Annotated in this window: 13 protein-coding genes and 1 riboswitch; of the genes, 12 read left to right on the top strand and 1 reads right to left on the bottom strand. The window is 36.0% G+C overall.

The genetic code is table 11. The annotated features are described in order from the left end of the window. The first annotated feature begins 44 nt into the window (after window positions 1-44). The 4 genes from BUC23_RS03790 (at window position 45) to metF (ending at window position 6,377) form a co-directional block, all read left to right on the top strand. Window positions 45-1,097, top strand: coding sequence for an NAD(P)/FAD-dependent oxidoreductase (locus BUC23_RS03790; RefSeq protein ID WP_073205656.1), 1,053 nt, complete (start codon window positions 45-47; stop codon window positions 1,095-1,097). A gap of 80 nt (window positions 1,098-1,177) precedes the next feature. Next, window positions 1,178-1,297, top strand: a riboswitch (SAM riboswitch). 280 nt (window positions 1,298-1,577) lie between these two features. Beyond that, window positions 1,578-2,579 carry a homocysteine S-methyltransferase family protein gene (locus BUC23_RS03795; protein ID WP_073205658.1) on the top strand — a complete coding sequence of 334 codons (1,002 nt, stop codon included), beginning with the start codon at window positions 1,578-1,580 and terminating at the stop codon, window positions 2,577-2,579. Window positions 2,580-2,660: 81 nt separating this feature from the next. Continuing rightward, the gene (gene metH, locus BUC23_RS03800; RefSeq protein ID WP_073205662.1) at window positions 2,661-5,339 is read left to right on the top strand and encodes a methionine synthase; all 2,679 of its coding nucleotides are present in this window, start codon (window positions 2,661-2,663) and stop codon (window positions 5,337-5,339) included. Between the two features lie 81 nt (window positions 5,340-5,420). Continuing rightward, entirely contained in the window at window positions 5,421-6,377 is a 957-nt protein-coding gene (gene metF, locus BUC23_RS03805; protein WP_073205665.1) for a methylenetetrahydrofolate reductase [NAD(P)H], read from the top strand. Window positions 6,378-6,607: 230 nt separating this feature from the next. On the opposite strand, the gene gldA is transcribed toward metF, so the two are convergent. After that, the gene (gene gldA / locus BUC23_RS03810) at window positions 6,608-7,507 is read right to left on the bottom strand and encodes a gliding motility-associated ABC transporter ATP-binding subunit GldA (protein WP_073205669.1); all 900 of its coding nucleotides are present in this window, start codon (window positions 7,505-7,507) and stop codon (window positions 6,608-6,610) included. A 154-nt stretch (window positions 7,508-7,661) separates the two neighbouring features. Between gldA and BUC23_RS03815 the strand changes: the two genes are divergently transcribed. The 8 genes from BUC23_RS03815 to dtd all read left to right on the top strand — a co-directional run bounded on the left by BUC23_RS03815 (window position 7,662) and on the right by dtd (window position 15,772). Then, window positions 7,662-8,912 (top strand): dicarboxylate/amino acid:cation symporter, encoded by a 1,251-nt coding sequence (locus tag BUC23_RS03815; RefSeq protein ID WP_073205672.1) that lies wholly within the window; start codon window positions 7,662-7,664, stop codon window positions 8,910-8,912. A 364-nt stretch (window positions 8,913-9,276) separates the two neighbouring features. Next, window positions 9,277-10,104, top strand: coding sequence for a prephenate dehydratase (locus tag BUC23_RS03820; protein ID WP_073205675.1), 828 nt, complete (start codon window positions 9,277-9,279; stop codon window positions 10,102-10,104). Next, window positions 10,101-11,249: an aminotransferase class I/II-fold pyridoxal phosphate-dependent enzyme gene (locus BUC23_RS03825; protein ID WP_073205678.1), complete on the top strand. Its 1,149-nt coding sequence runs from the start codon at window positions 10,101-10,103 to the stop codon at window positions 11,247-11,249. The genes BUC23_RS03820 and BUC23_RS03825 overlap by 4 nt, the downstream gene beginning before the upstream one ends. Window positions 11,250-11,384: 135 nt before the next feature. Then, a complete protein-coding gene (locus BUC23_RS03830) occupies window positions 11,385-12,242 on the top strand; it encodes a prephenate dehydrogenase (RefSeq protein WP_073205681.1) in 858 nt (285 codons plus the stop codon). Window positions 12,243-12,311: 69 nt separating this feature from the next. Beyond that, entirely contained in the window at window positions 12,312-13,394 is a 1,083-nt protein-coding gene (locus tag BUC23_RS03835) for a bifunctional 3-deoxy-7-phosphoheptulonate synthase/chorismate mutase type II (RefSeq protein WP_073205684.1), read from the top strand. Between the two features lie 93 nt (window positions 13,395-13,487). Next, window positions 13,488-14,138, top strand: a complete 651-nt coding sequence (locus BUC23_RS03840; protein WP_073205687.1) for a hypothetical protein — start codon at window positions 13,488-13,490, stop codon at window positions 14,136-14,138. A 154-nt stretch (window positions 14,139-14,292) separates the two neighbouring features. Continuing rightward, complete coding sequence (gene rsgA, locus BUC23_RS03845; RefSeq protein WP_073205690.1) at window positions 14,293-15,270, top strand: ribosome small subunit-dependent GTPase A; 978 nt, start codon at window positions 14,293-14,295, stop codon at window positions 15,268-15,270. Between the two features lie 49 nt (window positions 15,271-15,319). Then, the gene (gene dtd / locus BUC23_RS03850; protein ID WP_073205693.1) at window positions 15,320-15,772 is read left to right on the top strand and encodes a D-aminoacyl-tRNA deacylase; all 453 of its coding nucleotides are present in this window, start codon (window positions 15,320-15,322) and stop codon (window positions 15,770-15,772) included. Window positions 15,773-15,790: the final 18 nt, after the last annotated feature.

Genomic DNA, 15,790 nt, shown 5'->3' on the forward strand with positions numbered 1-15,790 from the left:
AAATAGTTTAGCATAATTACATTACACATATAAAGAATAAAAAAATGGTTAAAACAGACATATTAATTATAGGAGCCGGACCAACAGGTTTATTTGCAGTTTTTGAAGCAGGATTGTTAAAGCTAAAATGTCATATTTTAGACGCATTACCTCAGGCGGGCGGGCAATTATCTGAATTGTATCCAAAAAAACCTATTTATGATATTCCAGGTTTTCCGGAAGTATTAGCAGGTGATTTGGTAGATAACTTAATGGAGCAAATAAAGCAGTTTGAGCCCGGTTTTACACTTGGAGAACGTGCAGAAACTATAGCTAAACAAGAGGACGGAAGTTTTATTGTGACCTCAAATAAAGGAAAGAAATTTCACGCTTCGGTTGTAGCAATTGCTGGTGGTTTAGGAAGTTTTGAGCCTAGAAAACCACTAATCGAAGATATCGAATTTTACGAAGATAAAGGTGTAAAATATTTCATCAAGAACCCGGAGAAATTCAGAGACAAAAGAGTAGTTATTGCAGGAGGAGGAGACTCTGCTTTAGACTGGAGTATATTCCTTTCTAATATTGCTTCCGAAGTGACTTTGATTCACCGAAGAAACGAATTTAGAGGCGCTTTAGATTCTGTAGAAAAAGTCCAAGAATTAAAAGATTCAGGAAAAATAAGAATGATCACACCCGCAGAAGTTGTTGGTTTAAACGGTGCCGAACATCTAGAATCAATCGATATTGAAGAAAATGGCGCGCACAGAACCATTCCAACTGATTATTTCATTCCTCTTTTTGGATTAACGCCAAAATTAGGTCCAATAGGAGACTGGGGATTAGACATTGAAAAAAATGCGATCAAAGTAAATAATGCGTTGGATTATCAAACAAACATTCCGGGAATTTTCGCTATTGGGGATGTAAATACCTATCCAGGAAAATTAAAATTGATACTATGTGGATTCCACGAGGCGACATTAATGTGCCAGGCAGCCTACCAAATCATCAATCCGGGAAAAAAATATGTGTTGAAATATACTACAGTTTCTGGTGTTGACGGATTTGACGGAACCCGTAAGGAAGCTCCAAAAGCGGTGGTAAAAGCCATAGTATAAAACTAGTAAAAAAATATAGCGTTAATGCTTGCAAGTATTAACGCTATGTCTTTACTTTGCAGTGTTCATATATTTATTGAAAGTTATCACGAAAGGCGGAGGGAAAGACCCAATGAAACCTTAGCAACCCTTTATCTTTAAAGAAGGTGCTACATTCTACTTTATGCTGAATTTATTTCAGTATCTAAGATAGATAACACAAGAATACTTCCTCAGTATTTCTCAAACCTTTTCTTGACAACATATCGATATTTTGACTACTGAATTAATTTCAGTATCAGGAGCGAATGATTGGCGTTTTTTCGCCATCAATCTTCCCGCTTTCCGCTATATCTTTTTTTATTTTACCCTGTCAGGGTTCAAAACCCTGACAGGGTAAAATAAAAAAAGTATACCGCTGCAATCGGGGCTAAAGAGTAAAAATTTGTGTTTTTTTTGGTTTTATTTCAAGCATCAAAACAACAACAATAAAAAAATAAAATGTCAAGTATTCAAGAAGCCATTAAAAAAAACATACTCATACTCGATGGAGCTATGGGAACGATGTTACAACGTTACAATTTTTCGGAAGAAGATTTTCGTGGAGAGCGTTTCAAAGATTTTCCGCATTCCTTAAAAGGAAATAACGATTTATTGTCACTTACACAACCGCAAGCTATCAAAGCAGTTCATGCAGCTTATTTTGAGGCGGGTGCAGATATCGTTGAAACCAATACGTTCTCAGGAACCACGATTGGTATGGCGGATTATTATTTGGAAGAATACGTTTATGAACTCAACTACGAATCGGCAAAAATCGCCCGTGAAGTAGCCGATGAATTTACTGCCAAAAATCCGGATAAACCTCGTTTTGTAGCAGGTTCAATAGGACCAACAAATAGAACGGCGAGTATGTCACCAGATGTAAACGACCCAGGTTACAGAGCCGTAACTTTTGATGATTTGCGTATTGCTTACAAACAACAAGTAGAAGCCTTAATGGACGGCGGTTGTGATTTACTTTTGGTGGAAACTATTTTCGACACTTTAAATGCCAAAGCAGCACTTTTTGCCATTGAAGAAGTCAAAGACGAGCGTAATATCGATATTCCAATTATGGTTTCAGGAACAATTACCGATGCTTCAGGAAGAACACTTTCAGGACAAACAGTAGAAGCTTTTTTGGTTTCGGTTTCGCACATTCCATTGTTAAGTGTAGGATTCAATTGTGCTCTGGGTGCTGATTTATTAAAACCATATTTGCAAACCTTATCACAAAACACTTCTTTCAACGTGTCCGCACATCCTAATGCAGGATTGCCAAACGCATTTGGAGAGTACGATGAAACGCCCGAACAGATGCAAGCATTCATCAAAGAATATTTAGACGATAATTTAGTAAATATCATAGGTGGTTGTTGCGGAACAACACCAGAACATATTAAGTTGATTGCTGATATCGCTAAGGAATATAAACCTAGAGTATCAACAGCAACAATGTAACGAAGAGACGCGAAGTATTGCGTCTGAATTATAGCCTCGATGTATTGGAATTAGTGAATTTGAGGCAAAAAAAAATAAAAAATGGCACAAGAAACTAGAAGAAACCTTGTATTATCGGGATTAGAGCCTTTAATCATTACGCCGGAAAGCGTTTTTGTGAATATTGGTGAACGAACCAATGTTACAGGTTCTAGAAAATTCCTTCGATTAATTAAGGAAGAAAAATACGAAGAAGCACTCAGTATCGCTAAAGAACAAGTAGAAGGTGGCGCACAAATCATCGATATTAATATGGATGAAGGAATGCTCGATGGCGAATATGCCATGACAAAATTCCTGAATTTGATTGCTGCCGAACCTGATATTTCTAGAGTTCCAATTATGATTGATAGCTCAAAATGGGATATCATCGAAGCGGGTCTGAAAGTAGTACAAGGAAAGAGTGTTGTAAACTCAATTTCTTTGAAAGAAGGGGAAGAGCAATTCATTCATCATGCTAAATTGATTAAGCGCTATGGTGCTGCGGCAATTATTATGGCTTTTGATGAGGTGGGACAAGCGGATAATTACGAACGTCGAGTAGAAATTTGTCAACGTTCGTATGATATATTAGTGAATAAAGTTGGTTTTCCTCCACAGGATATTATTTTCGATTTGAATATATTTCCCGTAGCGACAGGAATGGAAGAACACCGCTTGAATGCTTTGGATTTCTTTAGAGGAACGAAATGGGTTCGAGAAAATTTGCCTCATGCACACATTAGTGGTGGAGTAAGTAATGTTTCGTTTTCGTTTAGAGGAAATGATACGGTTCGGGAAGCGATGCACTCGGTATTTTTATATCATGCGATTCAGCATGGTATGACGATGGGAATTGTAAACCCAGAGATGCTTTCCATTTATGATGAAATTCCAAAGGATTTATTAGAACATGTTGAAGATGTTATTCTAAACAGACGTGATGATGCAACCGAAAGATTATTGGATTTTGCAGAGAATGTAAAAGGAGATGTAAAGAGTAATGAAAAAGCAGTTCAAGAATGGCGTTCGGGTACCGTTCAAGAACGAATTACACACTCCCTTGTAAAAGGAGTCGATGCCTTTATAGAAATTGATGTTGAAGAAGCCAGACAGGCAGCAACAAAACCTATTGAAGTTATCGAAATTAACTTGATGACAGGAATGAATGTTGTGGGTGATTTGTTTGGTTCCGGTAAAATGTTTTTACCTCAGGTTGTAAAATCGGCACGTGTAATGAAAAAAGCGGTGGCCTATTTATTGCCTTACATTGAAGCAAGCAAACAAGCGGGTGACAAACAAGGAAATGGAAAAATCCTTATGGCAACCGTAAAAGGCGATGTACACGATATTGGTAAAAATATTGTTAGCGTGGTGCTGGCCTGTAATAATTATGAGATAGTAGATTTGGGTGTAATGGTACCACCTGAAAAAATTATAGCAGCTGCCATTGAGCACAATGTAGATATTATTGGATTAAGCGGATTAATCACGCCATCACTGGATGAAATGGTTTATCTCGCCAAAGAATTAGATAAACGAGGGCTGAAAATCCCAGTAATGATTGGTGGAGCAACGACTTCTAGAGCACATACTGCGGTGAAAATTGCGCCTCAATATAGAGAAACAGTAATACACGTAAACGATGCTTCGAGAGCCGTGACGGTGGCTGGAAGTTTATTAAATAAGGACAGAAAGATATACGCAAGCGATATTAGAGCAGAATATGATGCTTTTAGAGAAACATTTTTGAATCGTTCGCGAGATAAAAATTTCCTAACCATTGAGCAAGCGCGTAAAAATAAATTGCAATTGGATTGGGCCAATTTTACTCCTGTAAAACCAAATGTAATTGGAGAACAAACCATCGAAGTCGATTTGGATGTTTTGGTTCCGTATATTGACTGGACTCCATTTTTTAGAACATGGGAATTGTTCGGGAAATACCCTGCGATTTTAACGGATGAGGTAGTAGGAGAACAAGCAACGGCTGTTTTTGCAGATGCACAAGAAATGTTGGAAGTTATTTTGAGAGAAAAGAAACTAACCGCTAAAGGAATTTACGGAATTTTTCCTGCGAATCAAATCAACGATGATGATATTGAATTGAGTGATGAAAACGGAAAACCATTGCAGACATTCTTGACTTTACGTCAGCAATCGCAAAAAACTAAAGGAGCTCCAAACATCGCATTGGCTGATTTTATTGCTCCAAAAGACAGTGGAAAAGTCGATTATATGGGTGCATTTTGTGTAACTACCGGTTTTGGTGTTGACGAATGGGCAGCTGAATTCGAAAGAGATTTAGACGATTATAATTCGATTATGGTAAAAGCATTGGCGGACCGTTTTGCTGAAGCTTTCGCCGAATATTTGCACGAAAAAATCCGTAAAGAAATTTGGGGTTATTCGTCCGATGAAGCTTTGAGTACAGAGGCAATGATTGCTGAAGATTACAAAGGAATTCGTCCGGCGCCAGGGTATCCCGCTTGTCCAGACCATTTAGAAAAACCTACTATTTGGAAATTACTAAATGTAGAAAAAGAAATTGGTGTGACTTTAACGGAAAGTATGGCAATGTGGCCGGCTTCATCGGTTTCTGGATATTATTTTGGGAATCCGGAAAGCAAGTATTTTGGACTCGGAAAAATAAAAGAAGACCAAGTTATTGATTACGCCAAGCGAAGAAGTGTTTCCACTGAAGTCGCAACGAAATGGTTGAACCCAAATATAGCAGATTAAAAATTTAGTCACAAAGTCAAAAGTCATAAAGTCCAAAGGACGTGACTTTAGACTTTTGACATTCAAACTTTAAGACTTAAGATGAAAGTAACACAACATATAGAAGCAGCAAAAGGGGATACATTATTCTCGTTTGAAATTATTCCGCCTCAAAAAGGCAAAAGCATTCAGGAATTATACGATAATATTGATCCATTGATGGAGTTTAAACCACCATTTATAGACGTTACCACTTCTCGCGAGGAATATATTTACGTGGATAAAGGCAACGGTTTACTAGACAAAAGACTAACCAGAATGCGTCCTGGGACCTTGGGAATTTGCGCTTCCATAAAACATAAATACAATGTAGATACCATTCCTCATGTGCTTTGCGGAGGTTTTACCAAAGAAGAAACCGAGTATTTATTGGTTGATTGTCATTATTTGGGTTTAGATAACGTAATGGCGCTGCGTGGTGATGCGATGAAAGACGAACAATATTTTATGCCAAAAAAGGGAGGGAATGATTTTGCTGTCGATTTGGTGAAACAAATCTATCAATTGAATCAAGGAAAATACCTGCATGATGTGATGGAAGTTGATAATAAAGCCAATTTTTGTATTGGAGTTGCGGGTTATCCGGAGAAACATTTGGAATCTCCTTCTTTGCAATCCGATTTAAAAAGACTGAAGGAAAAAGTGGATGCAGGAGCTGATTATGTGGTTACGCAAATGTTTTTTGACAATGCTAAATACTTTGAATTTGTTGCCAAAGCGAGAGAAATGGGAATTACCGTTCCTATTATTCCAGGAATCAAACCAATCGCGGTACAAAGACACTTACAAGTATTGCCACAAATTTTCCGAATCGATTTACCGGAAGATTTGATTCAGGCTGTTGATCAATGCAAAAATAATGCGGATATCAGACAAGTAGGAATAGAATGGGCGATTCAACAATCATTAGAGTTGAAAGCGGCCGGCGTTCCCGTGTTGCACTATTATTCTATGGGAAAATCAGAAAATATTCGTCAAATAGCGAGTAAGGTTTTTTAGGAGCTATTTCCAGCTATTCGTTACAATCTTTTCTTGTCTCAAAAGACGAGACAAGAAAAGGATTTTCACTTCTATCTGGGCTAGGGATTTAATATTCCTCAATATCGTTAGTCCTTACAAATTCTCATTATTTTGTCATTCCGACGAAGGAGGAATCCCACATGATGAGATTCCTCCTTCGTCGGAATGACAAAACTGAGTTGTTTTATCTAAAATCAGCAATTTGAATACTACTCCTTTGTTATTTCTCTAAAAACAGCCTCCAAGTTTTTATTCTTCTGATTGAGTTGTAAGGTTTTCAAACCATTATCATGAGCAAAATCAAAAACCGCCGGACGCATATCTTTATCGGATACAAAAGTCAGTTCCCAGGAAAAATCATGAGTGTTTTTGAAAGATTTCAAATGAGGAATTTTAGCAATGGCTTGTTCCTCTATTTTATAATCAAATTCTACTTCTATAATCTGTTCTTTGTCGGCAGAGATTAAGTTGTCCAGTTTTTTATCGGCAACGATTTTTCCGTTGTTGATGATGATAACACGGTCACAAATGGCTTCCACTTCCTGCATAATGTGCGTAGAAAGAAAAACGGTTTTGTCTTTACCTGCATTTTTAATTACGTTGCGTATTTCAATCAATTGGTTCGGATCTAAACCGGTAGTTGGTTCGTCCAGAATCAAAACATCGGGATTGTGCAATAAAGCGTTGGCAAGACCTACGCGTTGACGATACCCTTTGGATAATTGCCCTATTTTTTTATGGCTTTCGGTGCTTAGACCTGTCAATTGAATTACTTCTTCGATTCGGGATTTGGCTACTTTATACACATCAGCATTAAAAGCCAAATATTCCCTCACATACAAATCCAAATACAACGGATTGTGTTCCGGAAGGTAGCCAATAGAAAGTTGCACTGCTTTTTGTTGAGTGTTTACATCATTTCCATTTACGATTGCAGAGCCTTCATCGGCATTGATGTACGTGGTCAATATTTTCATTAAAGTCGATTTCCCGGCTCCATTTGGACCCAAGAAACCAACGATTTCTCCTTTTTTTACAGAAAAAGAAATGTTATCCAACGCTTTTTGGGCACCGTAGCTTTTTGAGATATTATTTACTTCTATTGACATGGAATATATTTTGTTACAAAAGTAAACAGAATAATCTTTGATTTATTAGTTTTCAGCTCACAATATCTAAAACTGTATCTTCAACGCTTTAAAGTTTAATAATGATTGGGATGTTTCTCAATTAGATTTCTATATTTATAGAAAATTAAAAAACATGAATCAACAAAGCGGTAAATCAAGTTTATTTAAAACATACAGTAGCATCATTTGGTTACTATGCGGAATTATAGCCGGAAGTATATTAGGATTGGTTTTTGGAAAAGATGTAGAAATCATCAAGCCATTAGGTGATATATTTTTGAATTTGCTGTTTACAGCAATAATACCGTTGATTTTTTTTACCATCGCATCTTCGATTGCAAGTTTAGAAAAATCAGAGAAATTAGGGAAACTATTTGTGATTGTTATTGGTGTGTTTTTAAGTACCGTACTTATTTCGGCAATATTAATGATTATTGGAGTGTTACTTTTTCCGATTCATCAAGATATTATCATTTCAAAAATTCCATTAGAAAGTATTCAAAGCGGTAATGCAGGATCACAAATTACCCAATTGCTTACTGCCGGTGATTTTTATGAATTGCTTTCTCGAAAAAGTATGTTGGCATTAATTATATTTTCCTTTTTAATAGGTTTTGCCAGTTTGCGTTCGGGTGAAAAAGGTGCCAGTTTCAGAGATTTTCTAAATTCTGGAAATGAAGTAATGAAACAATTGCTGCATCTGATAATGAAAACCGCTCCCATAGGATTAGGGGCTTATTTTGCCTATCAGGTTGGGATTTTCGGACCGCAATTATTTGGAGCTTATGCTAAACCTTTGGGGCTTTATTATGCAGTTTGTGCGTTCTATTTTGTCGTGTTTTTTAGTTTGTATGCATTTATCGCTGGTGGGAAAAACGGAATAAAAGTCTTTTGGGGAAATAATATTACACCGTCATTAACAGCTTTAGGAACTTGTAGCAGTATCGCGACAATACCGGCCAATTTAGAAGCAGCGGAGAAAATGAACATACCAGCACATATTCGCAATATTGCTATCCCATTAGGCGCGCCTTTGCACAAAGACGGATCGAGCATGTCATCTATTATTAAGATTGCGGTTATTTTTGCGATGTTTGGCAAGGATTTCACTGATCCGCACACTTTACTGTTAGCATTAGGAATCACAGTAATCGTTTCGGTGGTTGAAGGCGGAATTCCAAACGGTGGATATATAGGAGAAATTTTGGCTATTACCATTTATGGTTTCCCGATGGAGCAAGCTTTACCGGCTGCTATGATTGTGGGAACTTTAGTGGATCCTATGGCAACCTTACTAAATGCCAATGGTGATGTTGTTTCATCGATGCTGATTACCCGAATTGCGGAAGGAAAAAGATGGCTTTCGGTTATGATTGCTTCCTAATTACTGTTTTTTAATAAAATTAGCGTAAAAGTCATTTTGGAATCGGTAATAAACCCTGAATTAAAAATCATTTATTTAAGTATTTGATAATAAAAAGGTTGTTTAACAAAGAATTCGTTTTTTGTTACGTAAAAGAATATTTTTTTTTGGGTTGGTTCGAAATAAGGCCTACATTTGCATTATAATTATTAAGAATAACACACACAATCATGTCTCATAACCGTTTTTATTTTAGCAACACTTATTATTTCTTCTTTAGGAAGTAAGGGATTGTGCTATGGTTATTTGAAAAACAACAAACAAATAAAACTAATATACAATCCTGATGAAAATCAGGATTTTTTTTTGCTTAAAAGTTTAGAATATGAATGCAAAAATTGCAATACAAGGTATAAAAGGCTCTTTTCATCATCAAGTGGCACAAGAATATTATTATCAAAATGTTGAGGTTGATGAATGTTTGTCTTTTGAGGAATTGATTGATAGTCTAATGTCAGGTAAATCAGATCAAGCGGTTATGGCGATAGAAAATTCTATTGCGGGACCAATAATCCCGAATTACGCTTTGATTGATAAAAATAATCTTCATATAATTGGAGAACATTATTTAGATATTCATCAAAATTTTATGGCTTTAAAAGGTCAAAAAATAGAAGATATCCTGGAAGTACATTCTCATCCAATGGCCTTATTACAGTGTATGGGATTTTTGAAAAAGTATCCAAATATAAAATTAGTCGAAGATAAAGATACCGCTGAAACAGCCAGAAGAATTCATCAGAATCAATTAAAAGGCATTGCTGCAATTGCGAGTAAAACAGCTTCTGAAATGTATGATTTAGAGATTTTGGCTCCGGAAATTCAGACCATTAATAATAACATGACAAGATTTGTTATCATTAATAAAGCCGATAATTTTGTTTCCAAAAATGAAATAAACAGAGCTTCCATCAAATTTGAATTGGATCACAAACGAGGCAGTTTAGCAGCAGTTCTGAATGTAATGAGTGATTGTAAACTGAATTTAACCAAAATACAATCGTTGCCCAAAATTGAAACACCTTGGAAATATTCCTTTTTTGTGGATGTTACTTTTGATAAATACGAAGATTATGCAAAAGCAAAAGCATTACTGACCATTATGGCTGAATACTTCAAAGTGTTAGGCGAATATAAAAATACAAAACCATGATTACAACCGCTAAGCGTTTAGATATAATTGAAGAATACTATTTCTCCTCAAAATTGAGAGAAGTAAGACAATTGGCTTCTGAAGGGAAACCAATTATCAATATGGGAATTGGAAGCCCGGATTTACAACCTTCACAAGCTGTTGTTGACGCAGTGGTTGCAGCAATGCAAGATGAAAATGCGCATCAATACCAGAGCTATCAAGGATTACCGGAATTACGACAAGGCATGGCTGATTTCTATCAGAACAACTTTAATGTTGCGTTGAATCCAGCTAATGAAATTTTGCCTTTGATGGGGTCTAAAGAAGGTATTATGCATATTTCACTGGCTTTCTTGAATGAAGGAGATCACGTATTGATTCCAAATCCAGGATATCCAACATATACTTCGGTAACAAATTTAGTGGGAGCAATTCCCGTTTATTATGATTTAAAAGAAAATAATAACTGGGAACCAGATTTTGAAGCTTTGGAAAAATTAGATTTACCGAAAGTGAAAATCATGTGGATTGGTTATCCGCACATGCCAACAGGAGCAAGAGGAAGTTTGGAGTTATTTGAAAAATTGGTGGCTTTCGCCAAAAAACATAATATTTTGTTAGTCAATGACAATCCGTATAGTTTTGTTTTGAATGACAATCCGATGAGTTTGTTGCAAGTAGAAGGCTCAAAAGACGTGGCTTTAGAATTGAATTCTTTGAGCAAGACTTTCAACATGGCGGGCTGGAGAGTTGGAATGGTTTTAGGAAATGCAGCTTGTATCGATGCAGTTCTAAAAGTAAAAAGCAACATGGACAGCGGAATGTTTTACGGGATTCAAAAAGGTGCGATTGCAGCTTTAAAAAGTGACAAAACGTGGTTTGAATCGATGAATGCGATTTATAGAAAACGCCGAATTCTTACCGAACAATTGGCGGAGAAATTAGGTTGTAAAGTATATAAGGAAGGTGTCGGATTATTTGTTTGGGCAAAATTGCCTGACGGAATTACATCAGCCGAGAAATTCATTGATGAAATTTTATATGACAAATCTATTTTTATTACACCGGGAACCATTTTTGGAAGCAATGGTGAAGGATACATACGATTTGCACTTTGTGTAAAAGAAGAAAAAGTACAAGAAGCAATTGATAGATTTGCATAAAAATATTCGTTTAAGAAAAATAAAAGTTCTAAAAAACGAGATACACTAGCCCTGATAGAAGCGGTATCCTTTTTTTGGCTTTTTCGGCCAAAAAAGATATAGCGGATAGCAGGATTAGCTACAAAAAAACAAGAAATGAAAGTATTTGTAATAGGAATAGGATTGATAGGCGGTTCGATGGCATTGGACATTAAAACGTTGCATCCGGAAGCCAAAATTTATGGAATTGATAATAACGAAAGTCATTTGGCGGAAGCCCTAGCTTTAGGAGTTGTTGATGAAGGCGCGGCATTTGATGATTTAGTGGATGCAGACTTTGTAATCGTTTCGGTTCCTGTTGATGTTGCATTGCAGGTTTTGCCAAGAGTTTTGGATGTTATTGGAGATAATAGTATTGTTTTTGAAGTTGGGTCAACCAAAATGCCCATTTGCGAAGCAGTAGCCAATCATCCTAAAAGAAGGAATTTTATAGCAACACATCCTATTGCAGGAACGGAATTTTCAGGTCCATCGGCAGCGATAAAAGGATTGTTTCAGGGGAAGACGAATATTATTTGTGAGGTAGAAAAAACGACTTTCAAATTACAGGAAAGAGCATTGGATTTGTTTAAAGAAATGGGAATGAGAATCCGGTATATGGACCCAAAATCACATGACAAGCACATTGCTTACGTTTCGCATTTGTCACATATCAGTGCGTTTATGCTAGGAAAAACGGTTATCAATAAAGAGAAAGATGAACAGGATATTTTTGATATGGCCGGTTCCGGTTTTGAAAGTACGGTTCGTTTAGCTAAAAGTTCCCCTGCAATGTGGACGCCGATTTTTAAACAAAACAGGAAGCAAGTGGTAAAGACATTAGAAGAGTATATTTCGAATTTATCAAAATTTAAAGAGCTATTAGAAAAGGAAGATTACGATGCGATTTATAATGAAATGCAGAGTGTTAATAAAATAAAAGAAATATTAAACGGAATAAATGTAAAAAAGTGATCAGTGTTCAATCACAGTTTACGTTAAAGAAGAACAACACAAAAAACTAAAAAAATAAAATTAGAAAAGATGGAAAACAAGAAAGAAATGAGAAATTGGTTGAATGAATTCAATTTGACTCACCCATTTGTTATCGCAGGACCTTGTAGTGCTGAAACAGAAGAACAAGTATTGAAAATTGCTCATGAATTGAAAGATTCAGATGTAAGTGTTTTTAGAGCTGGAATTTGGAAACCAAGAACACGTCCGGGCGGATTTGAAGGTGTTGGTGAAATAGGTTTGAAATGGTTGAAAAAAGCAAAAGAAGAAACTGGATTGTTAATGGGAACGGAAGTGGCAAATGCTGCTCACGTAAAATTAGCTTTGGAATATGATATCGATGTATTGTGGATTGGTGCAAGAACGACAGTAAATCCATTTGCTATGCAAGAAATTGCAGATGCTTTAGCAGGAACTAAAAAAATTGTATTAGTAAAAAACCCAGTAAACCCGGATTTATCTTTGTGGTTAGGTGGAGTGGAGCGTTTGTACAATGCAGGAATCGAAAAACTAGGGGTAATCCACAGAGGTTTCTCTACTTACGAGAAAACAAAATATAGAAACATTCCAGAATGGCAAATTGCTATCGAATTGCAAAATAAATTCCCTGACTTACCTTTAATCATCGATCCGTCTCACATTACAGGAGATCGTAACATGATTCTTGAGGTAACGCAAGAAGCATTGGATTTGAATTATGACGGTATGATTATCGAGACACATTATGATCCAGACAATGCGTGGAGTGATGCTGCACAACAAGTGACACCAACTGCTTTGAAACAAATTTTTGTAGATTTGAAAGTTAGAAAGGTAAATGATGTATCTGAAGAGTTTACTCAAAAGATGACGAAATTGAGAACGAATATCGACATCTTGGATGAAAATTTATTAGACTTATTAGGAAAACGTATGAAAGTGGCGGATGAAATAGGTCAAGTAAAAAAAGACGCTAACGTTGCCATTCTTCAAAATACTCGTTGGAATGAAATACTAGGTAAAATGATTCTTGAAGGAGAGAAAAAAGGATTGACTGAAGAGTTTGTGCTAAAAATGTTCAAAGCGATTCACCAGGAAAGTATTGGTCACCAGGAAAAAGTGCTGAATAAGTAATTGATTCAAGTAAATAATTTATTTATTAAAACCTACAATTTATTTGTAGGTTTTTTTTGTATTATTGCGGCAACCTAAAATCAATTTATTATTATGAAAAGAATTACTTTACTGCTTATTTGCTTGTTGTCGACAACGCTAATGCTAGCACAATTTGAAGGAGCAAAACAAATTTTTGAATCGCCAAAATTAGTTCAGTTAACTGCAGAACACAAAACAGTGGCAATATTGCCTTTTAAAGCATCGATCTCGTATAAAAGATTACCTAAAAATTTTGATGCGCAGACAAATAGAGATGAAGAAACAAAACTAGGCTCTAACTTACAATCCGGAATGTATACTTATCTTTTGAGAAAATCAGATGATTATACGGTTACTGTTCAGGATATTGAAAGAACAAATGTTCTTTTGAAACAAAGTGCAGTTTATGATAAAATTGACGAAATGACTCCGGATGCACTTGCCAAAATTTTAGGTGTTGATGCAGTAATCAAATGTGGTTACGCTTATGAAAAAACCAGTAGTGAGGGATTAGCACTAGCAAAAACTCTGTTGATCGGTTTTGGAACGGGAAAAGTAGCCAGTGGAGAAATGACTATGAACGTTTACAATGGAATAGATGGAGATTTGCTTTGGAGATTTTATAAAGAGATGAACGAAGATGTGATGAGCTCAGCAAATGCTGTCATGGAAAGAATGATGAGAAAAGTGGGGCGTAATTTTCCTTACCAAGTAAAAAAATAAGGAATCTATATATCAGTAGTATTCTTATGAAATCAATCTCCACAGCTTTAAATTTAAGGTTGTGGAGATTTTTTATTTATGGGTAGTCTTAAAAACTATAAACTTTATCAACAAGTGACGGGATAAACTTAAAACAAAATTTTACCTTTGCACCATGACAGGACTAGTTTACAAATCTACAGGAAGTTGGTACACCGTAAAATCTGAACAAGGGGATTTTATCGAATGCCGTATGAAAGGGAAATTCCGTATAAAAGGAATCAAAAGCACCAATCCTATTGCTGTAGGTGATATTGTGGATTATGAACTCGAAGAATCATCCGATACCGTTACAGGAACCATTCATAAAATTCACGACAGAAAGAATTATATTGTTCGAAAGTCAGTGAATTTATCGCATCAGATGCATATAATTGCTTCGAATATCGATCGGGTTTTCTTGTTGGTTACGATAAACAATCCGCCAACGACTTTTAATTTTATTGACCGTTTTCTGGTTACAGCCGAAGCGTATGGCATCGAAACGATTTTAGTTTTTAATAAAATTGACACTTTTGACGATGCTACTCTAGATGAGCAATTGTATATGCAACATGTGTATCAAGAAATTGGATACAAATGCTTGCGCGTTTCTTCTACTGAAATGAAAGGGATTGAGGAGTTAAAAGAGATGATGATTGGTAAAGTGAGCATGTTCTCCGGACATTCCGGTGTTGGGAAATCGACTTTGGTAAATGCCATGGAACCTACATTACATCTAAAAACAAAAACAATTTCGGAAGCAAGTAAGCAAGGACAACACACGACAACTTTTGCCGAGATGTACGATTTGTCTTTTGACGCTAAAATTATTGATACACCCGGTATCAAAGGTTTTGGGATTGTCGATATGGAAAAAGAAGAAATCAGTGGTTATTTCCCTGAATTTTTCAAATTGAAGGAGCAGTGTAAGTTTAATAATTGCCTGCATAAAGAGGAACCGCATTGCGCCATTAAAGCAGCTTTAGAAAAAGATGAAATCGCTTGGTCCCGCTATAGAAGTTACCTCAAGATACTGGAAGGGGATGATGAAAATTACCGTACTGATATCCATAACGAAGACCGTATAATAAGCGATAAAACAAGGGAATAATTATGAATATGCACCATTCATAATTTATCATTCATAATTCACCATTATTTTGAAAATCGTCCTCCAAAGAGTTTCCTCCGCCTCAGTAACCATAGACAATAAAATCGTAGCCGATATCCAAAAAGGATTATTGGTTTTAGTTGGTATTGAAGATGTCGATGCCCAAGAAGATATTAATTGGCTTGTAGGTAAAATTGTCAATCTTCGCATATTTGATGATTCAAATCATGTTATGAATTTATCCGTAAGAGATATTGACGGCGATATAATTGTGGTAAGTCAGTTTACACTTCATGCTTCTACCAAAAAAGGAAATCGTCCGTCGTATTTAAAAGCGTCAAAACCAGAAGTTGCCATTCCACTGTATGAGAATTTTGTAGAACGATTAGAAATTGAGTTGGCTAAGAAAGTTCAAACGGGAATTTTTGGTGCGGATATGAAGGTACTTTTGTTAAATGATGGCCCTGTAACGATACAAATAGATAGTAAAAATAGAGAATAAATTTTTTTTGCCGAATTT

The sequence above is a fragment of the Flavobacterium xinjiangense genome (assembly GCF_900142885.1).
Classification (GTDB): Bacteria; Bacteroidota; Bacteroidia; order Flavobacteriales; family Flavobacteriaceae; genus Flavobacterium; species Flavobacterium xinjiangense.